This window comes from Streptomyces sp. 3N207 (assembly GCF_052246355.1).
Lineage (GTDB): Bacteria > Actinomycetota > Actinomycetes > Streptomycetales > Streptomycetaceae > Streptomyces.
In genome coordinates, this window is record NZ_JBQQBV010000001.1 from 625,946 (window position 1) to 646,815 (window position 20,870).

The following is a 20,870-nucleotide window of genomic DNA, read 5'->3' on the forward strand; positions in this document are numbered from 1 at the left end:
CAGCAGTGTGTGTTGCCGGGACCGGACGGAGTCCGGAAAGGGACCGGGACGGGTCACCAGGACTGGCGGGCTCTTTCCAAGGTGTCGAGGTACCGGTGGTAGCCGTCCTCGTAGAAGGCGACCGCAACGTCGTCGGCGCGGGCGACACGGCCCCCTCCCAGGGAGCCGCCGACGGCGGAACCTTCAGCGTCCGCGCCCAGCGCGCGCCAGGCGATCCGCGCGGCGCCGCGGATGCCCACGGCGTCCTCCCGCACATGGACATCCCGTCCCAGGACGCCGGCGAAGATGCGCCCCCATTCTCCGGAACGCGCTCCCCCGCCGCAGGCGGTGACGGTCCCGGCGACGCCGAGGGTCTCCAGGCAGTGCCGGGCCGAGTAGGCGACGGCTTCGCACAGGGCACGCACCAGGTCGGCGCGGCCGGTCAGGGGCGAGAGCCCGTCGAGCCGGCCGCGGGCGCGGGCGTCCACGAAGGGGGCCCGCTCGCCGCTGGTGGACAGGAACGGCAGCGCAGTCACCCCGGCGGCGCCGTACGGGGACTGGGCCAGCAGCGCGTCGAGCTCCTCGATGCGTACGCCGAGCATGCCCAGCAGCCAGTCCAGCCCGGCCGTGCCGATCATGGCGGGCATGACCCGCAGATACCGGTCCTCGAACGGGGTGGCCAGGATCATGCCGGCCGCCTCGTCCCCGGCACCCGGCGCGGGGTCGTCGCTCAGCACCTGGCAGGCCAGCGTCGTACCGACGATGAGGTTGCCCTCGCCGACCTGTTCGAGGCCCGAGCCGAAGCCGCACGCCGGGATGTCGAAGGGACCGGCGCTGACGGGCAGTCCGACGGGCAGTCCCAGCTCGGCGGCGACCTTGGGCAGCAGTCCGAACAGCGCACCGGGCGGTGCGGGTTCGGCCAGCAGTCCGCGCCACCGGCCCAGCCCGCACAGCTGAAGTGCCTCGTCGTCGTACGTACGCCGGGCCACGTCCAAGAACGGCACCGATGCGTCCGAGGCGTCCACCGTGCGCTCACCGGTGAAGCGCTGGGCGATGGCGTCGACGCAGTACCCGGCCACATCGGCCGCGGCCAACCGCTCGGGCTCGTGTTCGGCCAGGTGGGCGAGGAGGGGTCCGGCGGCGCCCGGGAACATACCGGCTCCGGTGCGGCGGTAGACCTCCCGGGCCGTGCCGTCGGCGGCCCACCTGTCCAGGACGGGGGCCGCGCGGCCGTCCATCCAGGACAGCGCCCGGCCCACCGGACGGCCGCCGGCGTCCCGCAGCCACAGGCCGTCGCCCTGGCCGGTCAGTGCGAGGGCCTCGATGGGCTCGTTCGGGTCGAGTTGTGCGGCATCGGCGACGGCGGCCCGTACGACGGTGACGACGGTGCCGATGACCTCGTCCATGTCCTGCTCGACGCGGTTGCCCGGCAGCGTGTACAGCGTGCTGCGGGCCTCGTGCGCCGGGCTGGTGCGCCCGTCGCGCGCGATGAGCTGGGCCTTGGTGACCGAGGTGCCGACATCGACCCCGACGATCATGACTGCTGCCCTCCCCCGGCGGTCCCCGTGGTCTCGAACACCTCCGGGTTGACCACGAACTCGGGTCGCTCGCCGCGCAGATGGGCGGCTGCCTGGGCCGCCGTGATGGCCGCGGCGCGGTCGGCGGTCTGCCGGGTGGCGCCCGCCAGGTGCGGGGTGGTGATGACGTGCGGAGCGCGGTGCAGCGGCCAGTCGGCGGGCGGCGGCTCGACGTCGTACACATCCAGCGCCAGCGCGCCCAGATGGCCGGACTCCAGCATCGCGGGCAACGGACCGTAGTCCATCAGTTCGCCGCGCGCCGAGTTGACGAGCACCGCGCCCTTGGGGAGCAGCTTGAGGTTGTCGGCGTTCAGCATGTGCCGGGTCTCGGGCGTGACGCGGGCGTGCAGGCTGACGACCGAGCTGCGGCGCAGCAGCTCCTCCAGCGCCACCAACTCCACCCCGTCCGCGGCGGCCTTGGCCGGATCGGCGTAGGGGTCGGCGACCAGCACCCTGGAGCCGAAGGCACGCAGCACCCGCGCGACGATCGCGCCGATGGCGCCGTATCCGACGAGTCCGACGGTGGTGCCGTCCAGCTCGATGCCCGCGTTCTCGATGGCGTAGTAGTCGCCCCGCCAGGTGCCCTTCTTCAGTTCCGCGTCGGAGGCCGGGATACGGCGCAGCGCGGCGAGCATCAGTCCGAGGGCGAACTCGGCGGCGGCTGCCGCGTTGCGGCCGGGGGTGAAGGTGACGGGGATGCCGGCGCGGGTGGCGGCGGGCACATCGACGTTGACCGGGCCGCCGCGGGCCACGGCGATCAGCTTCAGGTTCGGGGCCTCGCGGATGACGCGGTCGGTGAACGGCGCCATCTGGATCAGCGCCACCTCCGCGTCGCCGAGCGCTGCGAGCAGCTCGTCCTCGGTGCCGCTGGCCTCCTTGACGTTGCCGACGGGGCCGAAGGGGGTGTGCGGCCAGGGGGTGGTCTGGGTACGGAAGTCCAGCGCGGTGCCGGGGGCCGCTTCCTTGAGCGCGTCGACGAAGAGCTGGGGGGCGATGAAGTGGTCGCCCGAGGCCAGCACCTTGATCGGGTCCGTCATGCCCGGTCACCTTCCTTGGACTGGGAGCTTTCGGTCAGCTGCGAGCTTTCCGCGAGCCGGGAGAGCAGGTAGCGGCGTACGTCGTCGTGGTCCGCCGCGCGGTGTGCGGCGCCCGCCAGCGCGTCGGCGGCCGGCGGGTAGCCGGGGTTGGGGATGGCGACGACCGTCATCCCGGCCGCCGCGGCGGCGCGCAGCCCATTGCTGGAATCCTCCACGGCAAGGCAGTCGGCCGCGGGGACGCCGAGCTTGTCGGCGGCCGCGAGGTAGACGTCCGGGCTGGGCTTGCCACGTGGGACCTCGGCGCTGGAGACGGTGGCCTTGAAGTGGTGGTCGACTCCATGGTGCGCGAGGACGGCGTCGATCACGCGGCGCGGCGCGGACGAGGCGAGCGCGATGGGCCCGCGTGCGGCGGCGTCGGTGATCATCTCCAGGGCGCCCGGCAGCAGTTCGATCTCACCGTCCTCCAGCGCCTTGATCATGCCGTCCACGACGGTGCGCTCGGTATCGGCGGCGCTGTCGCCGGCCCCGGCGAACTCGGTGAGGAAGGCGGCCCACTCCGGGGCACTCATGCCCTGGCAGCTCTTGGTCTGCTCGGGTCCCCACTGCTTGCCGCGCTCGGCGGCGAACGCGGTCCACAGCCGCTCCCAGAGATGCTCGCTCTCGACGAGCACTCCGTCCATGTCAAACACCACTGCATCGGCCACGGCCGGAACTCCTCACCTTCGGCTCCCTGCAAATTAACACCGGATCTGTTATCTGTCACTTGCGCATTGATACGCACACCAGGAGCGATGTGAGACTTCCCGTGATCCGGGGACCGGAAGAGACCGTCCGGGGTGCAGGATGGTCCGTATGACCGCCCATTCAGCAGCGCGCGCCTCGCGCCAGAAGCGTCAGCAGCAGATCGTCGACCATGTGCTGGCCAAGGGCGACGCCTCGGTGGCGGAGCTGACGGAGCTGACCGGCGTCAGCGTGATGACGGTGCACCGGGACATCGCCGAGCTCGCCGACCGCGGCATCCTGCGCAAGTACCACGGCGGCGTCTCGGCCCAGCCCTCCACCGTCTTCGAGTCCAGCTCCGACTTCCGGCTGCACGCGCACACCGGCGAGAAGGAAGCACTGGCCGGCGCCGCGCTGGAGTTCGTGACGCCGGGAATGTCGCTGATGCTGGACGACTCGACCACGGCGCTGGCCTTCGCCAAGCTGCTGCCGCAGGTGGGGCCGCTGACCGTGGTGACCAACTACCGGCTGATCACCGAGGAGCTGCGGCCCGTGGAGGACGTACGGCTCATCGGGATCGGTGGCGAGTACTCGCGCACCCACGACTCGTGGATCGGGCTCTCCGCGCTGGAGATGATCAAGAGTTTCTCGGTGGATCTGACCGTCGTCTCCACCTCCGCCATCACCGGCACCATGACCTACCACCAGGAACAGGAGATCGTCGCCCTCAAGCGCGCGATGCGGGAGGCAGGCTCGGTGAGCGTGCTGCTGATGGACCACAGCAAGGTCGGCCGCAGCGCGCTGCACCGGCTGGATCCAGTACGCGCCTTCGACCACGTGGTGCTCAGCGGGCCGGTGGACGAAGGGCTGGTGGCGGAGATGCGCAAGCTGACGGATGTGCGGGTGGTGTCGGCGGACTCGGCGTAGGTTCCGCCTGCCGGCCTCGGGGCGGCTACGCACGCGATCCGGCCTGTTACGCGCTAACGAACTTGACCGTTACTTTTAACATAGCCCTTGATATTTCTCGCAGGCGGGCTGAGTATCTGCGGTGCACCAACTGGTTACCTCAGAGCGGAGGCCCCCCGATGACGGATTCAGCGACCCGAGCTGCCGAGAGAGGGCTACTCGATCGCATAGGGCTGCCGAAACCCCTGGTCCTCGGGTATATCGGCGTACTGCTGTTCATGATCGGCGACGGTGTCGAGAGCGGATTCATCTCGCCGTACATGGCCGACCACGGAGCAGGCACCGATGTGAAGGCCGGCTACGTCATCACCGCGTACGGCGTCACCGTGATGCTGGCCTCCTGGTTCTCCGGCGCGCTCTCCGAGGTGTGGGGGCCGCGCAAGGTGATGTGGGTGGGCCTGGCGATCTGGGCGGTCTTCGACGCGCTCTATCTTGTCTTCGCACTCGGCACCGAGAACTACCCGATGATGCTGATCCTCTACGGCATCCGCGGCTTCGGCTATCCGCTCTTCGCCTTCGGCTTCCTCGTCTGGATCACCGGTACGGCGCCGAAAGCCCGACTGGGCACCGCCGTGGGCTGGTTCTACTTCGCCTTCACCGGCGGCCTGCCCACCCTCGGCTCCCTGTGGTCCAGCTTCACCATCCCCGCCATCGGCGAACTGGGCACCCTGTGGAGCGCACTCGCCCTCATCCTGGCCGGCGGCGCCATCGCACTGGTCGGCGCCAAGCGGCGGGAGGGCGGCGACCGGCTGGCTGAGCCCGGCGTCACCACGGGCGAGTCCCTCTTCAACAGCGTCTCGATCATCTGGACGCACCCGCGGGTGCTGGTCGGCTGCCTGGTGCGGATCATCAACACGGCGCCCGAGTTCGGCATGCTCGTCTACCTGCCGCGGATCTTCTCCGACGATGTCGGCTTCGGCACCGACAAGTGGCTCCAGCTGCTGGCGATCATCTACGGCACCAACATCTTCTTCAACCTGATCTTCGGGGCCGCCTCCGACAAGATCGGCTGGCGGACCACCATCGCCACCTTCGGCGCCCTCGGCTGTGCGATCAGCGTGACGGTGCTGTACTTCGTGCCGACCTGGCTCGGCCCCGACTACTACTGGGTCGCCGTGCTCGCCGGCATGCTGTACGGCGCCACGCTGGCCGGCTTCGTCCCCATCTCGGCGCTGATCCCGAGCATGGCCCCGGAGAACAAGGGCGGCGCGATGGCCCTCCTCAACCTCGGTGCGGGCGGCGCGGCCTTCGTGGGGCCCGCCATCGCGTCCATCTTCCTCCCGCTCGTGGGCGCGGGTGGCGTGACCATCGTCTTCCTGGCCCTGTACCTGGTCGCCATGGTGCTGACCTTCTTCCTCAAGATGCCGGAGGAGCAGGGCGGTTCCGGAGCCGCCGTCACCGCCTCGCCTCCCGGTAAGAACTCAGCCCCGACGCCCGCCTAGCTCGCTGACGGGCAGCGCCTCTTCTCGCGGAACACCCCCTTCTCGCCGTCGCAGCGGGAAGGGGGTGTTCCGTGTGAAGGGGGTGGGGCGGCGAGGAAAGCGGGGGCTCAGCCCTGGAGCTCGTAGGAGAAGCTCACCTTCACCTCCTGCTCCCCCTCGCGGACCTCGTACCCTCCCGTTCCGGTCAGACCGGTGAGCTCGCCCGTGCCCGAGCCCGGCACCACCTCGAACGAGCAACGGATGACGCCCTCCTCGTCGAAGGTGCCGGTCTGCTGGATGACGAACGTGCCCTCCCGGCCTGCGACGGAGCCGGTCAGCAGTTCCATCCCGCAGAAGGAGCCGCGGGTCTCGGCGGCGTACGCCAGCGCGTACTGGCATGCGGTGCCCTCCGCATCGATGCCCCCGCTGTAGTTGTTGACGACGGCAGCGTGCGCAAGGCGCGGGCTGCGCTCGGCGTCGGTGACGTTCTTCTCGTCCCAGGAGGAGAAGGTGAAGACGGCGGTGGTGGACTGCTGGGCCATGTCGGTGCCTTTCGCTGTGCTTGCTGCTCGACGCGACGCCTGCTGTTCGCCGCGTACGGGCATCCTTCCGGCCGTACCTGACACCTCCTGTCAGGTACGGCGGGCCAGGCGCGACAATGACGGCATGCGCGCCGACCGGCTCCTCTCGCTGCTCCTCCTGCTGCAGCACCGCGGCCGGATGACGGCGCCCGAACTCGCCGCCGAGCTGGGCATCTCCGTCCGCACCGTCTACCGCGACATCGAGGCGCTCAGCGGCTCCGGCGTCCCCGTCTACGCCGACCGCGGCCCGGCGGGCGGCTACCGCCTCATGGCCGGGTACCGCACCCGGCTGACCGGTCTGACCGATACCGAGGCAGGCTCCCTCTTCCTGTCCGGGCTCCCGGGCCCGGCCCAGGATCTGGGGCTCGGTGCCGTGCTGACCACCGCACAACTGAAGGTGCGCGCCGCGCTCCCGGCCCCGCTCGCCGAGCACAGCCGGCGCATCCAGGACCGGTTCCACCTGGACGCGCCGGGCTGGTTCCGCGACGCCGACCCGGTGCCGTACCTGCCGCAGGTCGCCCGCGCGGTGTGGGAACAGCGAGTGCTCCAGGTGCGTTACCAGCGCTGGCGCGGCGAGGTGCGGCGCGAACTGCGCCCGCTGGGCATCGTCCTCAAGGGCGGCATCTGGTACGCGGTGGCGGTGGCCGCCGACCCGGACGGCGACGGGGGCGCCGCAGGCCGGGAGGACGCCGTAGGTGGAGAGGCGTGCATACGCGGGGACGCAGGCATACGCGGCGATGCGGATGCCGCACGTCCGGGCGAGGGTGCCGTCCGTACCTTCCGGATCTCGCGGCTGGTGGGAGTCGACGCCGGTGAGGGGACCTTCGAGCGGCCTGCGGGTTTCGATCTGGCGGCGTACTGGGAGGCTTCGGCGCGGCGCCTGGAGGCGATGCTGCGCCAGGACGTGGCGCGGGTCCGGCTCTCGCCGAGCGGCCGGCGGCTGCTCCCGGCGAAGTTCGGCACATCGGGCGAGCGGGCGCTGGAGAGTGCAGGGCCGGCGGACGCGGCCGGGTGGGTCGAGGTGGAGCTGGCCGTCGAGTCGCAGCAGGTCGCCGTCTCCGACCTGCTCAGCCTGGGTGCGGAGGCAGAGGTCGTGGGGCCGCCCGCACTACGGGAGGCCGTGATCGACGCCGTCCATGCCCTTTCGGCCCGCTACCCGGCAGCGAACTGATCCCGTCCCTCCCGCTCGGATCTCTACCCGATGAAGAGCGTCCTGCCGGCTGGGCAGGGACACAACGAACGGTTGTGGCTTGTCGGCTGGTCGGTTGTTTGATCTCGCCATCCGCTACTCGCTTTGATGCCGGTGGTCATCGGTGGTTGTTCAGTTCGGCGAGAGATGCGTTGGGGATGCCAGGTAGACGGGCGCTGGGCAGGCGGTTCGGGTGGTTGTGGGCGTCGTATGCGGTCAGCGCGTACGGCACATCGCTCGGGTTCGGCACGTTTTCCTTGATCGCGGTCCTCGTGCTGCACTCCGGGCCGGCCCAGGTGGCGGCGCTGGCTGCCGCGGGGCGGGCAGTGGGGGCCTTGGTGGCGGTGCCGCTCGGTCCGTGGGTGGAGTTCCGCCGCAAGCGGCCGGTCATGGTGGCGATGGACCTGATCCGGTTCGCGGCGCTGATGAGCGTTCCCGCCGCGTTCGCGCTCGGCCGGCTCAGCTTCGCCCAACTCCTCGTTGTCTCCGTCGTCGTCGCCGCGGCCAACATCGCCTTCAACGCGGCCGGCGGTGCGTATCTGAAGGCGCTCGTGCCGGCGCAGGACCTGCTCGTCGCGAACGGCCGGTTCGAGTCCACGACCTGGAGCGCGACGATGGTCGGACCACCGCTCGGGGGAGCCGCGATCGGGATGTTCGGCCCGGTGACGGCCGTGATGGCCGATGCGGTCAGCTACCTGCTCTCAGCCCTGGGCATCCGTGCCATCGGCGGGAGTGAACCGCGCCCAGCGCGGACCGGTGCATCGCGGCTTCGCGCAGGCGATCTGCTCGAAGGATGGCGCTACATCCTCAGCAGGCCCGCACTGCGCGCGCTGCTCTTCAACTCGATCGTGGTGAACGGCCTGATCATGGCCTCCGAGCCGCTGCTCGCCGTACTCCTGCTGGGCCGCCTCGGGTTCACACCCTGGCAGTACGGTCTGATGTTCGCGGCCCCCTGCATCGGCGGCCTCGTCGGCGCACGCCTCGCGCGCCGGCTCGTGACACGGTTCGGGCAGCGCAAGGTGCTGCTCACCGCCGGGGCACTGCGGGCATACTGGCCGGTCGGTTTGGCGTTCGTGCAACCCGGCGTCTCCGGGATCGTGCTCGTCATCGCCGTCCAACTCGGTCTGGTGACCTGCTGCGGCGTGTTCAACCCGGTGCTGGCCACCTACCGGCTCGAGCACACCGATCCCGACCGGGTCGCCCGCACCCTGACCGCCTGGTCGGTCAGCAGCAGCATTGCCATCGCAACCCTGACCGCAGCGTGGGGCTTGCTCGCCACCGTCACCGGCCCCCGCACCGCGATCGCGATCGCCGGAGTCCTCCTGCTGGCCACCCCGCTGCTGCTCCCGCGCCGCGGGAACACGCCCCGGAGCGAGCCCACTGATGCCGCACCGCGCCTGGCTGCGAACGCGTCGGCTGAGCTGCACCGAGATACGGCGAGGCGTTGTGCTCCTGACTGATGCATCAGTCAGGAGCACAACGATGCTCCAGGCACCGGCTCTTACCTGGGAAAATATAGAACAATCGACTGTCGCCCTCACCCGCCCATTGCGGTTATCTCAACGTCGCCGTACGGTGGCCGCATGCCAAACACAGCGGGCGACAGGATTCAGGACGGCGCGGGCGAGATCGCCGAGCGCGTTCGTAAGGTCGTCGAGGCCGCCGGATGCAGCCAGCGGGAGTTCGCCCGGCGCATCGTGATGGACCCCTCGAAGCTCTCCCGCTCGCTCAGTGGCACCCGCCGCTTCACGGTCGCCGAACTGGCCCGGATCGCCGATGCGGGCCAGGTCGACGCGGGGTGGCTGCTCGGTTCCGGCAGCACAGTGCCGACAGGGTCGGGCCCCGAGGACGCCGAGCACCCGGATGCCGCGCCGTCGTCGGTGGCGGAGTCCCGGGCATCCGTACTCCCCGCCGCGGGGCGCCCGTTGCAGATCGTGCAGGAGACGGTGCGGCTGATCGCCGAGCACGGGTTCCACTCCGTACGGGTGGCCGACATCGCCGCCGCGTGCGACACCAGTACCGCCGCCATCCACTACCACTTCCCCGGCCGCGCCGAGCTGCTGGAGGCTGCCGTGCGCTGGTGCATGGACGAGGACACCGCCACCCGCGCGGCGCGGATCGCCGCGGCCGGTGCCGCCGAGGACGCCGTGGCCGAGTTGGGTGAGCTCCTCGCACTGCAGACACCGCGGACCGAGCAGCAGCGACGACAGTGGCTGGTGTGGCTCGATCTGTGGGCCGAGGCCGCGCGCTCGACCGCCATCGGGCAACTGCACGTCGAGTACTACCGGCAATGGCGCACCACCGTCGCCGACGTCATCCGGCGCGGTATCGCCCAGGGCGTCTTCCGCGAGGTCGACCCCGAGTTCAGCGCCCTGCGACTGACCGCACTCGTCGACGGACTGGCCTCCCAGGTGCTGGCCAGCGCCGCCGGAGCGGAGGACGGGACCAGTCCCGACGACATGTACGCGGCGCTGCTCGCATGTGTGCGGACCGAATTGCTCTCGACGGCCGCGGACTGAGCCTCGGCCGCCCTTTCTTCTCCCCGTTTTTGTCCCCGTTTTTCTTCCGGCCGGCACCTCGCCGTTCCTACTTGGAGGGATCGCCATGCCCATGAACGAGAACGTCATCATCACCTGCGCCCTCACCGGCGCCGGCGACACCGTCGGGCGCAGTCCGCATGTGCCCGTGACTCCCGAGCAGATAGCCGCCTCGGCTGTCGAGGCCGCGGAGGCGGGCGCGGCCGTCGTCCATATCCATGTGCGCGACCCGGAGACCGGCGCGCCCTCGCGGGACCCGAAGCTGTACCGCGAGGTCGTCGAGCGGGTCAAGGAGACGGGCACGGACGTCGTCATCAACCTGACCGCCGGCATGGGCGGTGACCTGGTGCTCGACGCCGATCAGCCGCTGGAGAAGGGCGCGCTGGAGGGTACGGATCTGGTCGGCGGCCTCGACCGGCTGCCGCACGTGGAGGATCTGCTGCCCGACATCTGCACCCTGGACTGCGGTTCGCTCAATTTCGGCGACCAGCTGTATGTCTCCACCACGGAAATGCTGCGGAAGGGGGCTCGGCGGATTCAGGAACTCGGCGTCAAGCCGGAATTGGAGATCTTCGACACCGGCCAGCTGTGGTTCGCCAAGCAGTTGCTGGATGAAGGGCTGCTGGATCAGCCGACGCTTTTCCAGCTGTGCATGGGTATTCCGTGGGGTGCTCCGGCCGATCCCGGTGTGCTTCAGTCGATGGTCAACTTTCTGCCGCCGGGTGCGCAGTGGGCGTCGTTCGCGTTGGGGCGGATGCAGATGCCGTGGGTGGCGCAGTCGATTCTGCTCGGTGGGAATGTGCGGGTCGGGCTGGAGGACAACCTGTATCTGAGCCGGGGGGTGAAGGCGACGAACCGGCAGCTCGTCGAGAGGGCTGTCCACATCGTTGAGGCCCTCGGAGTGTCGGTGGCTTCGCCCGACGAGGCCCGTGCGCGGCTCGGGCTCCGCGCGGTGGGTGGTGCCGCCGCCAATGCTTGAGGGCTCCGCCCCCGACGCCCCTACCAGCAGATCACGAAGGAGACCCCTCACAATGACTGTTCCTCCCAGCGAGGTAACCCGCATAACGTGCATCGGCGCGGGGGTAATAGGGGGCGGCTGGGTCGCCCACTTTCTGGCCCGCGGCTATGACGTCACCGCGTGGGACCCGGCACCGGACGCCCCGCAAAAGGTGCGGCGGCTGGTGGCCGCGGCGTGGCCCGCTCTCACTCAACTCGGCTTGGCGGAAGGCGCCTCGCCGGAGAGGCTCCGATTCGCCGCCTCCCTCGAAGATGCCTGCGCGGAAGCGCAGTTCGTCCAGGAGAGTGCCCCGGAAAAGCTGGAGCTCAAAAGGGACCTGCTGGCACAGCTGGACGCGGCGACGCCGGAGGGCGTCGTCATCGCGTCGTCCACATCGGGATATCCGATGACCGACATGCAGACGGAAGCGGCAAACCCGGGCCGGCTGCTGGTGGGGCACCCGTTCAACCCGCCCTATCTGATCCCTCTCGTGGAGGTGGCCGGAGGCCGACGCACCGAGCGCGCGGCCGTCGAATGGGCGTCGCGGTTCTACGAGGCGGCGGGCAAGTCGGTGATCACCATGAACCGGGAACTGCCCGGGTTCATCGCCAACCGCCTTCAAGAGGCACTGTGGCGCGAGGCCCTGCACATGGTCGCCAACGGCGAGGCCACCGTGAAGGAGATCGACGACTCGATCACCGAGGGGCCGGGGCTGCGGTGGGCTTTCATGGGGCCCTGCCTGACGTTCGCACTGGCGGGCGGCGAAGGCGGAATGGGCCACATGCTCGACCACTTCGGCCCGTCCCTCAAATCGCCGTGGACCCGGCTGGAGGCACCCGAGCTGGACTCGGCGTTGCGCCACGCGATGGTGGCGGGCTGCGAGGAGGCCGCCGCCGGACGCAGCATCGCGGACCTGGTCGCCGAGCGGGACCAGGGCGTCATCGACGTACTGCGGGCCACCGGCCGACTGCCTGGCGGAAAGGCGACCGCGGACGCAGAGGTGAAGGAGACCGGCGAATGACACCGCTGCCCCTGTTCGAGCAGACGGTCCGCGCCGAATGGATCGACTACAACGGCCATATGAGCGAGGCGTTCTACGTCCTCGTCTTCGGCCACGCGACCGACGCGATGATGGACGCGGTGGGCCTGGGCCCGAAGTACCGGGAGAGCACGGGCTGCTCGTTGTACACCGTCGAGGCGCATGTGCGGTACGTGAGCGAGGTGGCGGAGGGGGCACCGCTCACGGTGCGTACACGCATCCTCGGTGTGGCCGGGAAGAAGCTGCGCTTCGCGCACGAGATGTACGTCGAGGACCGTACGGTCGCCACGAGTGAGCTGTTCGCGCTGCATGTGGGCGCCGAGGGCAGCGCGGCGTTCCCGGAGCCGGTGCGGGAACAACTGGCCGGGCTCGTCGAGGAGCCTCCCGCATGGGCCGGTCGCGCCATCGCTCCCCTGGGCTGACCTGCGCGATGTTGACGTTTCGGGGCGCGAATCCCACAATGAGCGGCATGGTCGCGCACTCCACTTCCCCGCTCGGACGCCACGGCGTCCCGTGGCGGCGTGGGTGCGAGCGATCCGGTCTCTAGGTGTGACTCGGCTCCCTGGGAGGAGCCATGGAGCCGCCGTGCGTCGGCACGGTCGGCAGACATCCACCGCCCACCGGATCCGCTGGAGGACCCTTCATGAGCATCACTGCCCCTGACACCACTGCCGCTCCTGCTTCCCTTCGTGACGCCCGCGTCCCGGAGGGCGGCCTGTACGAAGGGGTGCGCATTCTGCGGCCGTTCCCCGAGAACTGGGAGGAGCGGCCCTACGAACTGATCGAGGTCGTGCCGCAGACCCGCGTCATCGGCGCGGAGATCCGGGGTGCCGATCTGTCCCGGCCACTGAGCCCCGCGCTGCGGGAGGAGCTGAACCGGGCACTGCTGGAGTGGAAGGTGCTCTTCTTCCGGGGCGCGAACCTCACTCCCGAGCAGCAGGCCGCGTTCGCGCGGCACTGGGGCGAGCTGGAGACCAATCCGCTGCTGGCCCGCGGATCCAGCGACGAGATCGTCCGCTTCGAGAAGGGCGCCGCGACCCGGCCCACGTACGAGAACGTATGGCACACCGATGTCACCTTCCGTGAGCGGCCCGCCCTGGGCGCCGTGTTGCAGCTGCGCGAGGTGCCGCCGCTGGGAGGGCACACCATGTGGGCGGACATGGCGGCGGCGTACGACAATCTGCCGTCGCAGGTGCGGGAGCGGATCGACGGGGCGACGGCGGTGCACGACTTCATCCCCGGGTTTGCGCGCTTCACCTCGGCGGAGCGGCTGGCCGAACTGCAGGAGGAGTTCTCGCCGGTCGAGCACCCGGTGGTGCGTACCCACCCGGAGACGGGCCGCAGGATGCTGTTCGTGAACACCTCGTTCACCACCCACATCGTGGGCATGGAGCGCGAGGAGAGCGACCGGCTGCTGGCCGAGCTGGTCCGGCAGGCGCATGTGCCCGAGTACCAGGTGCGGTTCGCCTGGCAGCCCGGTGACATTGCGTTCTGGGACAACCGGGCCACCCAGCACTACGCCCTGTTCGACTACGCGCCGCACCGGCGGGTGGCCGAGCGGGTGGCCATCGTGGGTGACCGCCCCTTCTGATCCCCTCGGCCGCCTCGTCCGCCCCTTCCCCCGTGGGGGCGGGCGAGGCTTTCTTCCGGGCCCTCAGGCCAGTCCTTCCGGGCCCTCAGGCCACCGTCCTCCCGGGCCCTCAGGCCACCGTGAGCAGCGTTTTGCCCAGCACTTCGCGGGCCTCGATCGCGGAGTGGGCCTTGGCGGCGTCCTCCAGCGGGAAGGTCTGGCCGATCACCGGGCGCAGCCGTCCTGCCGCGGCCTCGAACAGGGCGCGGTCCAGCAGCGGCTTGGCCTCGGCCGCGGAGAACTGGACCTGTTCGATGCCGGCCAGGGTCACCTCACGCGCCGTTGCTGCCCCGGCATCGAGCTCCGTGAAGCCACCGGAGGGAGTGCCGTGCGCGGAGAACCGTGCCCCGCGTGCGGTGAGTTCGAACGCGGCACGGCCGGTGGCGCCGCCCACACCGTCGAACACCACGTGGATGCCGGGCTCGCCGACCGTCCTGCGTACCTGGTCGGTCCAGTCGGGCCAGGTGTAGTCGACGGCGGCGTCGGCGCCCAGCTCCTCGCGGGCGAGCGCCAGCTTCCGCTCGCCGCGAGCTGCCGCGACCACATGTGCGCCGGCGGCCTTCGCCAACTGCACCAGCAGCGCACCGAGTCCGCCGGCCGCCGCGAGGACGAGCACCCAGGCGCCGGGCCGCAGCGTGCCCGTGCTGACGGCGTTGTCGAAGAGCCGTACGGCGGTGGGGCCGTCGTGCACCAGCGCCGTCGCCTCGCGAAGGTCGAGCCCTTCGGGTACGACGCTGACCGTCTCGATCTCGGCGAGCGCACGCTGTGCGTATCCGCCCGCCGCGGGCGAGGCGGTCTTGGCGACGACCCCTCTGCCCTGCCAGGCGGGGCCCACGTCCGCGCCCAGCCGGTCGATCCGGCCGCCTGCCGCGCCGCCGGGGACATACGGCAGGGACGGCGCGAAGAAGGCACCGTCGCGGCGGATCTGGGTCTCCAGGAAGATGACGTCGGCGTACGCCACCTCGATGACGGCCTGTCCCGGCCCGGGGACGGGATCGGGCAGTTCGACGAGTTCGAGAACGTCCGGCTCGCCGAACCGCCGCACCTGAATTCCGCGCATCCCGACCACTCTCCTTGTACTGACGAGGGATAGGAGAGCAGTCTTCAACTTCAACAGAGGTTCAAGTCAACCGAGGTTCAATCGAGGTTCAATTCAACTGAGCGGGGGCCGCACCGGTCAGTCGGCGGGCGTACGCACCTCGTCGCGGATTTCGCTGACGCGGTCCGCCCACGCCTCCAGGTCCACGTCCTTCGGGGGGACCGAGTAGGTGTCGGCACTGTCCTTGGCGATGTAGGCGGCGGTGCCCGGGTCGCTCCAGGCACAGACGGGGATCGTCAGCTTCCGGCCGGCCTGCGACTTGACCAGCACTTCGCAGGTCAGCGGGTCGCCACCGGCGGGGGTGATGTCGCGGCGCTTGACGGCCACCTCCATGGCCGGGCCCGACTCCATCCCGTTCATCATCTGGTTCTTGGAGAGCTCTGGGTTGCCGTGGTCCTCGCCGGAGGCCGCGCCGTAGAGGAGCCGGGAGGTGTCGGAGGAGTTGGCGTAGGAGCCCAGATGGGCCTCCTCGCCCGGGTTGGCCGAGTCGACCGAGTCGCTGAGGTCCTTACGGAGCCGGTACTTGCCGCCGTCCAGCGTCTTGGGGAACTTCAGCTCGTAGGTGGTCTTCGACTCGCTCGGGCTCGGCGTCGGCTCGTCCTCGCTCGCCGAGGGCTCGTCGGAGGGCGACTCGGACTGCTCCGTCTTGGTCTTGCCGTCGGCGGAGTCGTTCTTGTCGTCGTCACCGCCCGAGACGGCCAGCAGCGTGCCCGCAACCGCAAGCGCGACCACCAGGACGGCCGCCACGACGATGCCGACGACCTTGTTGTTGCTGCTCCGGTTCGGCGGCGGAGGCGGCGGGCTGCCGTACGGGCCGGGAAATCCCGGCTGGCCGAACCCACCGTCCTGCGGCTGGCCGAACCCACCATCCTGCGGCTGGCCGAAACCGCCGCCCTGCGGCTGGCCGAACCCGCCGCCCTGCCCCTGCGGCTCGCCGAAACCGCCCGCGGACGGCGGGCCGAAGCCACCGCCGCCCGGAGGCTGACCTGGGGGTTGGTTCGGCGGCTGCGGGGGTGTCGTCATCGGGTGTCCCTCCCGGCGAGGGGGGCGTACCCCGTCCCCCGGCCGTGCTGTACCTGGCGCTTCTGTCACGGTACCGCCGTTTGGCCAAGGGATTACTCTCGGGATACCTCTCAGCGCGCGTAGATCTGGTCGATCTCCGCGGCGAAGTCCCGCACGATCGCTCCCCGGCGCAGCTTCATCGACGGCGTCAGATGCCCGTTCTCCTCCGTGAAGTCACCCGGCAGCACGGCGAACTTGCGGATCGACTCGGCCCGCGACACCAGCGAGTTGGCCTCGTCCACGGCCTGCTGGAGGTTGTACAGCAGGTCCCCGTCGACGAGCAGCTCGTCCATGCTCAGATCCTCCTTCTTGTGCATCCGCTGCCAGTGCGCGAGCCCGTCCGGCTCCAGCGTCACCAGCGCCGAGACGAACGGCCGGTTGTCGCCGATCACCAGGCACTGGCTGACCAGCGGATGCGCGCGCAGCCAGTCCTCCAGCGGCGCGGGCGCCAGATTCTTGCCCGCGGAGGTGATGATGATGTCCTTCTTGCGCCCGGTGATGCTCAGATACCCCTCCGAGTCGAGCGCCCCCAGGTCCCCGGTGGGCATCCAGCCCTCGGCGTCGCGGTGCGGGATCACGCTCTCCGTACGGCCGTCCCAGTAGCCGCCGAAGACGTGGTCGCCCTTGATGAGCACCTCGCCGTCGTCCGCGATCCGCAGCGCCGTGCCCGGCACCGGCCAGCCGACCGTGCCCAGCCGGGGCTTGAGCGGCGGCGTGGTGGTCGTCGCGGCCGTCGTCTCGGTGAGGCCGTACCCCTCGTAGACCGTGACGCCCGCACCCTCGAAGAACGCCGCGAGCCGGTGCCCCAGCGGGGAGCCACCGCAGATCACATACCGGCAGCGACCGCCCAGCGCGGCCCGGATCCGCCGGTAGATGAGCGCGTCGTACAGGCCGCGCGCTGCGCGCAGCCCGAACCCGGGCCCGCTGCCGAAGCCGTGCTCCAGGGCCTCGACGGCCTCCCCGTAGCGCTGGGCGATCCGCGCCCCCCGGTCGAAGGACGAGGCCCGCCCCATCTTCTCGGCCGTCGCCCGGCCGGTGTTGTAGATCTTCTCCAGTACGTACGGGATGCCCAGCAGGAACGTCGGCGCGAAGCCCGCCAGATCGGGGAGCAGGTCCTCGGTCTTGATGCTCGGCGCGTGCCCGAGCCGCACCCGCGCCCGCAGACAGCCGACGGACACCATCCTGCCGAACACATGGGACAGCGGCAGGAACAACAGGGTCGACGGCGGATCGTCGTACCGCGCTCTGAAGACCGGGTGCAGCAGCTCGATCGCGTTGTCGACCTCCGCGAAGAAGTTGCCGTGTGTGAGGACACAGCCCTTGGGCGGACCCGTGGTGCCCGAGGTGTAGATGAGCGTCGCGATGGTCTGCGGGCCCAGCTGTGCGCGGCGCTCGGCGACCAGCGCGTCCGGTACCCCGCGGCCCGCGTCCACCACATGGCCCACGGCGCCCGAACTGAACTGCCACAGATGTTCCAGCGCGGGCAGGTTGCCCCGCTCGGCGCTGAGCATCCGGGTCTGCTCGACGTCCTCCACGAAACAGGCCCGCGCCCGGGAGTCCCGCAGGATGTGCCGGGCCTGCGACGCCGACGACGTCGGGTAGACCGGCACCGTGATCAGGCCCGCCGCCCAGGCGGCGAAGTCCGTGAGGGTCCACTCGTAGGTCGTACGGGCCATGATGGCCAGCCGGTCCCCCGGCCGCAGGCCCAGCGCGATCAGGCCCTTGGCCATCGCCTGCACCTCGGCGGCGAAGTCGCGGGCCGCCATGTCCCACCAGGTGCCGTCCCTGCCCTTGCGGCTGATGGCCGGCTCGTCCGGGGCCTCGGCGGCGTTGGTGAAGGGGATGTCGGCGAGGGAGCCGCTGGTCACCGTCGGCGCCAGCGGCGGGACGGAGACCTCGCGGACACTGCCGCCTTCCCTCTTCTTGTGCGGCTCGACCAGTTGCACCGGTAGCTCCGTCCTCGGCCAATCTCCTGACGTGACAGTAACCTTACCGACAGGTAAATTTACGGGACCAGGAGAGGCCCGGGAATACCCGGTTACCACCTTCATAGAACGCACACACCCGGCACACGGAGTGTCAGCCGCGTTGTTCGGCACCCCGCAGAGCCCAGCGCCGGCCCTTCATCAGGTTCTCCAGGCCCGCCCAGCAGAAGTTCATCAGCGTCGCCGCCGTCTCCCTGGCGGAGGGGGCGTCAGCGTGCGCCGGCGTACGGGAGTTGGCCCACTCGGCCAACGACTCCGCGGCACCGACCAGCGCATGGGCGAGCCCGGAGACCTCGCGTTCCGCCAGTTCGCTGTCGCAGCCTGCGTCCCGCGCCGCCTGCCCCAGCAGCGCCCTCACGATAGTGACGACCTCGACCCGCATGGCAGCGACCTCGCGAGCGAAGGGCTCACCCTGGGTACGGGCGCGGTAGAGCACCGCGACACCGTCCGGGCGGGCCGCGGTGTGTGCGAAGAACGCCGTCAGGCCGTTCCACAACTGCTGGTCGGCGGTCAGCCCCCGCTCCCGCGTACCCTCCCGCACCGCTGCGACCAGCGCTCCGACCTCGCGCCGCACGCAGGCCATGAACAGGTCTTCCTTGGACTTGAGGTACAGATAGACCAGCGGTTTGGAGACCCCCGCCGCCTCGGCTATGTCGTCCATGGAGGCGGCCTGGTACCCCTGTCGCGCGAACGCGGCGACCGCGGCGTCCAGCATCTGCCGCTCCCTCACCTCGCGCGGCATGCGCTTCTGCCCCACGCCTTCAATCCCTTCAGCCCCGTATGCCCCGTGAACCCCCTCACCGGCCGGCCACGCCGCCCCGTGCAGCGCGCCGTCCCCCACCAACTCCGGCTGCTCGCAAGGGTACGCGCCCCCGGCAGTGCAGCCGGGGGCGCGAGACAGAAGGTCGAGGCGAGGGAAAACTTCAGGTCAGCTGGTTGCGACCGATTCCCGGGTGGTGGCCGCGCGGGGTCCGACGGTGATGTCGTCGGCCTCCTCCACGGAGAAGCTGCGGGCGGTGGCGAACGCCTCGCGGTCCAGGATCTTCTCCTTGGCCGAAACGAGCACCGGGATCACTGCCTGGCCTGCGACATTGGTGGCCGTCCGCATCATGTCCAGGATCGGGTCGATGGCCAGCAGCAGCCCGACGCCCTCCAGCGGGAGCCCCAGCGTGGAGAGGGTGAGCGTCAGCATCACGGTGGCGCCGGTGAGGCCCGCGGTGGCGGCCGAACCGATGACCGAGACGAAGACGATCAGCAGGTACTCCTTGATGCCCATGTCGACGTGGAAGAACTCACCCACGAAGATCGCTGCGATCGCCGGGTAGATGGAGGCGCAGCCGTCCATCTTCGTCGTCGAGCCGAACGGCACCGCAAACGCCGCGTACTCCTTGGGCACGCCGAGCCGCTCGGTGACCTTCTGGGTCAGCGGCATGGTGCCCACCGAGGAGCGCGAGACGAAGGCCAGCTGGATGGCGGGCCAGGCGCCCCGGAAGAACTGGATCGGGTTGACCTTGGCGACGGTGCCGAGCAGCAGCGGGTAGACGCCGAAGAGGATCAGCGCGCAGCCGATGTAGATGTCCGCGGTGAAGGTCGCGTAGCTGCCGATCAGGTCCCAGCCGTAGTCCTTGATGGCGGTGCCGATCAGACCGATGGTGCCGATCGGGGCCAGCCGGATGATCCACCACAGCGCCTTCTGGAGCAGCGCCAGCACGGACTCGCCCAGTTTCAGGATGGGTTCGGCCTTCTCGCCCAGCTTGAGCGCGGCGATACCGACGACGACCGCCATGAAGACGATCTGCAGCACCTGGAGTTCGGTGAACGGCGTGATGATGTCGGTCGGGATGATCCCGGTGAGGAAGTCCAGCCAGGAGCCCTGGGTGTCCGGCTTGGCGGCGTCCTTGGCGGACAGCCCCGTGCCGGAGCCCGGGTTGGTGAGCAGGCCGATGACCAGCCCGATCGCCACCGCAATCAGCGAGGTCGCCATGAACCACAGCAGGGTGCGGGTGGCGAGCCGCGCCGCGTTGTGGACGTTGCGCAGGTTGGTGATGGAGATGGTGATCGCGAAGAACACCAGCGGCGCGACGGCCAGCTTCAGCAGCTGGACGAAGATCTCGCCGACCTTGGTGAGGGTGGTGCCGAGCCAGGCCACGTCCCAGTTGCGCGCGGCCCAGCCGAGAACCACGCCGAGTACGAGACCGAGCAGGATCTGCGCCCAGAACGGCACCTTGGGTATACGGGACCGCTTTTCGGGCGCGGCGGTTTCGGCAGCGGTGGCCGACGAGGACGACGAAGACACGGACAGACTCCGGGGGGCGTCAGGAAGCGGACTGTTGGGGAAGGGCGTCGCGAGCAGGAGATCGCGGAGCGGTGCGTCGCAAGGGTTTGCGTCGCGGGCGATGCGGTCGCGCCGGAGAGTAGTCCGGCCGCGCTGTCAGCGACAGGTCGCCGACATGCAGCGGCAGAGATCGACATGCAGCCGCGCCACGAGCGCCAGGCCGCGTCGGCACTGGAGCGCGTCGGAAGTGGTGGCTGCGTTCGTCATGGCCGTCACGCTAACACTCCGTCTTTGGCTTACCCAAAGCTTGCCTTTGGGGGACAGTTACGGAAAAGCTCAACGCCCCGCCCGGGAAAGCTCATTCCCGACGGGGCGCCGACGACGGTGTGACGAGGGTTACGTCGCCCTGGGCTGCGCGTCCTGGGTCTCGTCCTCCTGGCCCTGGTTCGCAGCCAGCCGCTTCTTGGCCTTGCCCACGCCCTCCGCGACCTGCTCCGCCATGGCCTCCCGCTGCTTGCGCAGCAGTACGTAGCTGAGCGGCGCCGAGATGATCAGCGCGACGAGCACCACCCAGACCGGGTTCGACTTGCCGACCCCGGCGGGGAACAGGCCGAAGTGGGTCAGCAGTCCGACGACGACGAGGCAGCCGACGAAGATGCCGATCCGCATGGTGGTGTAGCGGAGCGTCGCGTGCGAGGTGCTGCTCACGTGGGTTCTCCATGCATTTGGGCGTTTCGCGGTTCCTCACCAGTCAAGCACAGCCCCGGAAGCGATCT

Annotated in this window: 19 protein-coding genes; 9 read left to right on the forward strand and 10 right to left on the reverse strand. The window is 70.1% G+C overall.

Features of this window, described 5'->3' with window-relative positions; translation table 11 throughout:
- Window positions 1-53 precede the first annotated feature (53 nt).
- The 3 genes from ACTWP9_RS02885 to ACTWP9_RS02895 are packed head-to-tail and all read right to left on the reverse strand — an operon-like array spanning window position 54 to window position 3,297.
- Window positions 54-1,517 carry an FGGY family carbohydrate kinase gene (locus ACTWP9_RS02885; RefSeq protein WP_443244302.1) on the reverse strand — a complete coding sequence of 488 codons (1,464 nt, stop codon included), beginning with the start codon at window positions 1,515-1,517 and terminating at the stop codon, window positions 54-56.
- A complete protein-coding gene (locus ACTWP9_RS02890) occupies window positions 1,514-2,593 on the reverse strand; it encodes a 2-hydroxyacid dehydrogenase (protein WP_443244303.1) in 1,080 nt (359 codons plus the stop codon). Before ACTWP9_RS02890 ends, ACTWP9_RS02885 begins: the two co-directional genes overlap by 4 nt.
- Window positions 2,590-3,297: an HAD family hydrolase gene (locus ACTWP9_RS02895; protein WP_443244304.1), complete on the reverse strand. Its 708-nt coding sequence runs from the start codon at window positions 3,295-3,297 to the stop codon at window positions 2,590-2,592. Before ACTWP9_RS02895 ends, ACTWP9_RS02890 begins: the two co-directional genes overlap by 4 nt.
- Window positions 3,298-3,445: 148 nt before the next feature.
- Here ACTWP9_RS02895 and ACTWP9_RS02900 point away from each other — a divergent pair, with 148 nt between their 5' ends.
- Window positions 3,446-4,240: a DeoR/GlpR family DNA-binding transcription regulator gene (locus ACTWP9_RS02900; protein ID WP_443244305.1), complete on the forward strand. Its 795-nt coding sequence runs from the start codon at window positions 3,446-3,448 to the stop codon at window positions 4,238-4,240.
- A gap of 158 nt (window positions 4,241-4,398) precedes the next feature.
- Entirely contained in the window at window positions 4,399-5,721 is a 1,323-nt protein-coding gene (locus tag ACTWP9_RS02905; protein ID WP_443244306.1) for an MFS transporter, read from the forward strand.
- A gap of 107 nt (window positions 5,722-5,828) precedes the next feature.
- Here ACTWP9_RS02905 and ACTWP9_RS02910 read toward each other — a convergent pair whose 3' ends face one another.
- Window positions 5,829-6,242 carry a DUF3224 domain-containing protein gene (locus tag ACTWP9_RS02910; protein ID WP_443244307.1) on the reverse strand — a complete coding sequence of 138 codons (414 nt, stop codon included), beginning with the start codon at window positions 6,240-6,242 and terminating at the stop codon, window positions 5,829-5,831.
- A 124-nt stretch (window positions 6,243-6,366) separates the two neighbouring features.
- Here ACTWP9_RS02910 and ACTWP9_RS02915 point away from each other — a divergent pair, with 124 nt between their 5' ends.
- From ACTWP9_RS02915 to ACTWP9_RS02945, 7 genes are all read left to right on the forward strand, one after another.
- The gene (locus ACTWP9_RS02915; RefSeq protein ID WP_443244308.1) at window positions 6,367-7,452 is read left to right on the forward strand and encodes a helix-turn-helix transcriptional regulator; all 1,086 of its coding nucleotides are present in this window, start codon (window positions 6,367-6,369) and stop codon (window positions 7,450-7,452) included.
- Window positions 7,453-7,628: 176 nt separating this feature from the next.
- Window positions 7,629-8,930: an MFS transporter gene (locus ACTWP9_RS02920; protein WP_443244309.1), complete on the forward strand. Its 1,302-nt coding sequence runs from the start codon at window positions 7,629-7,631 to the stop codon at window positions 8,928-8,930.
- A 123-nt stretch (window positions 8,931-9,053) separates the two neighbouring features.
- Window positions 9,054-9,989, forward strand: a complete 936-nt coding sequence (locus ACTWP9_RS02925; protein WP_443244310.1) for a TetR family transcriptional regulator C-terminal domain-containing protein — start codon at window positions 9,054-9,056, stop codon at window positions 9,987-9,989.
- An 85-nt stretch (window positions 9,990-10,074) separates the two neighbouring features.
- Window positions 10,075-10,986 carry a 3-keto-5-aminohexanoate cleavage protein gene (locus ACTWP9_RS02930; protein WP_443244311.1) on the forward strand — a complete coding sequence of 304 codons (912 nt, stop codon included), beginning with the start codon at window positions 10,075-10,077 and terminating at the stop codon, window positions 10,984-10,986.
- A 52-nt stretch (window positions 10,987-11,038) separates the two neighbouring features.
- Window positions 11,039-12,025, forward strand: coding sequence for a 3-hydroxyacyl-CoA dehydrogenase NAD-binding domain-containing protein (locus ACTWP9_RS02935; RefSeq protein ID WP_443244312.1), 987 nt, complete (start codon window positions 11,039-11,041; stop codon window positions 12,023-12,025).
- The gene (locus tag ACTWP9_RS02940; RefSeq protein ID WP_443244313.1) at window positions 12,022-12,465 is read left to right on the forward strand and encodes a thioesterase family protein; all 444 of its coding nucleotides are present in this window, start codon (window positions 12,022-12,024) and stop codon (window positions 12,463-12,465) included. The genes ACTWP9_RS02935 and ACTWP9_RS02940 overlap by 4 nt, the downstream gene beginning before the upstream one ends.
- Window positions 12,466-12,686: 221 nt before the next feature.
- Window positions 12,687-13,634 carry a TauD/TfdA dioxygenase family protein gene (locus tag ACTWP9_RS02945; protein WP_443244314.1) on the forward strand — a complete coding sequence of 316 codons (948 nt, stop codon included), beginning with the start codon at window positions 12,687-12,689 and terminating at the stop codon, window positions 13,632-13,634.
- A 109-nt stretch (window positions 13,635-13,743) separates the two neighbouring features.
- Here the strand turns inward: ACTWP9_RS02945 and ACTWP9_RS02950 are convergent, their stop codons facing one another.
- The 6 genes from ACTWP9_RS02950 to ACTWP9_RS02975 all read right to left on the reverse strand — a co-directional run bounded on the left by ACTWP9_RS02950 (window position 13,744) and on the right by ACTWP9_RS02975 (window position 20,802).
- The gene (locus tag ACTWP9_RS02950) at window positions 13,744-14,733 is read right to left on the reverse strand and encodes a zinc-binding dehydrogenase (protein ID WP_443244315.1); all 990 of its coding nucleotides are present in this window, start codon (window positions 14,731-14,733) and stop codon (window positions 13,744-13,746) included.
- A gap of 117 nt (window positions 14,734-14,850) precedes the next feature.
- Window positions 14,851-15,795, reverse strand: a complete 945-nt coding sequence (locus ACTWP9_RS02955; RefSeq protein WP_443244316.1) for a hypothetical protein — start codon at window positions 15,793-15,795, stop codon at window positions 14,851-14,853.
- A gap of 110 nt (window positions 15,796-15,905) precedes the next feature.
- Entirely contained in the window at window positions 15,906-17,885 is a 1,980-nt protein-coding gene (locus ACTWP9_RS02960; RefSeq protein ID WP_443244317.1) for an AMP-dependent synthetase/ligase, read from the reverse strand.
- A gap of 28 nt (window positions 17,886-17,913) precedes the next feature.
- Window positions 17,914-18,561, reverse strand: coding sequence for a TetR/AcrR family transcriptional regulator (locus ACTWP9_RS02965; RefSeq protein ID WP_443244397.1), 648 nt, complete (start codon window positions 18,559-18,561; stop codon window positions 17,914-17,916).
- A 186-nt stretch (window positions 18,562-18,747) separates the two neighbouring features.
- Window positions 18,748-20,115, reverse strand: a complete 1,368-nt coding sequence (locus tag ACTWP9_RS02970; protein WP_443244318.1) for a dicarboxylate/amino acid:cation symporter — start codon at window positions 20,113-20,115, stop codon at window positions 18,748-18,750.
- Window positions 20,116-20,490: 375 nt separating this feature from the next.
- Entirely contained in the window at window positions 20,491-20,802 is a 312-nt protein-coding gene (locus ACTWP9_RS02975; RefSeq protein WP_443244319.1) for a DUF4229 domain-containing protein, read from the reverse strand.
- Between the last annotated feature and the right edge of the window lie 68 nt (window positions 20,803-20,870).

What these genes read in the sequence shown, in the direction of transcription:
- ACTWP9_RS02885 (WP_443244302.1), bottom strand. Translation starts at nt 1,517, where the DNA reads ATGATCGTCGGGGTCGATGTCGGCACCTCGGTCACCAAGGCCCAGCTC.
- ACTWP9_RS02890 (WP_443244303.1), bottom strand. Translation starts at nt 2,593, where the DNA reads ATGACGGACCCGATCAAGGTGCTGGCCTCGGGCGACCACTTCATCGCC.
- ACTWP9_RS02900 (WP_443244305.1), top strand. Translation starts at nt 3,446, where the DNA reads ATGACCGCCCATTCAGCAGCGCGCGCCTCGCGCCAGAAGCGTCAGCAG.
- ACTWP9_RS02905 (WP_443244306.1), top strand. Translation starts at nt 4,399, where the DNA reads ATGACGGATTCAGCGACCCGAGCTGCCGAGAGAGGGCTACTCGATCGC.
- ACTWP9_RS02910 (WP_443244307.1), bottom strand. Translation starts at nt 6,242, where the DNA reads ATGGCCCAGCAGTCCACCACCGCCGTCTTCACCTTCTCCTCCTGGGAC.
- ACTWP9_RS02915 (WP_443244308.1), top strand. Translation starts at nt 6,367, where the DNA reads ATGCGCGCCGACCGGCTCCTCTCGCTGCTCCTCCTGCTGCAGCACCGC.
- ACTWP9_RS02920 (WP_443244309.1), top strand. Translation starts at nt 7,629, where the DNA reads ATGCCAGGTAGACGGGCGCTGGGCAGGCGGTTCGGGTGGTTGTGGGCG.
- ACTWP9_RS02925 (WP_443244310.1), top strand. Translation starts at nt 9,054, where the DNA reads ATGCCAAACACAGCGGGCGACAGGATTCAGGACGGCGCGGGCGAGATC.
- ACTWP9_RS02930 (WP_443244311.1), top strand. Translation starts at nt 10,075, where the DNA reads ATGCCCATGAACGAGAACGTCATCATCACCTGCGCCCTCACCGGCGCC.
- ACTWP9_RS02935 (WP_443244312.1), top strand. Translation starts at nt 11,039, where the DNA reads ATGACTGTTCCTCCCAGCGAGGTAACCCGCATAACGTGCATCGGCGCG.
- ACTWP9_RS02940 (WP_443244313.1), top strand. Translation starts at nt 12,022, where the DNA reads ATGACACCGCTGCCCCTGTTCGAGCAGACGGTCCGCGCCGAATGGATC.
- ACTWP9_RS02945 (WP_443244314.1), top strand. Translation starts at nt 12,687, where the DNA reads ATGAGCATCACTGCCCCTGACACCACTGCCGCTCCTGCTTCCCTTCGT.
- ACTWP9_RS02950 (WP_443244315.1), bottom strand. Translation starts at nt 14,733, where the DNA reads ATGCGCGGAATTCAGGTGCGGCGGTTCGGCGAGCCGGACGTTCTCGAA.
- ACTWP9_RS02955 (WP_443244316.1), bottom strand. Translation starts at nt 15,795, where the DNA reads ATGACGACACCCCCGCAGCCGCCGAACCAACCCCCAGGTCAGCCTCCG.
- ACTWP9_RS02960 (WP_443244317.1), bottom strand. Translation starts at nt 17,885, where the DNA reads ATGAAGGTGGTAACCGGGTATTCCCGGGCCTCTCCTGGTCCCGTAAAT.
- ACTWP9_RS02965 (WP_443244397.1), bottom strand. Translation starts at nt 18,561, where the DNA reads ATGCCGCGCGAGGTGAGGGAGCGGCAGATGCTGGACGCCGCGGTCGCC.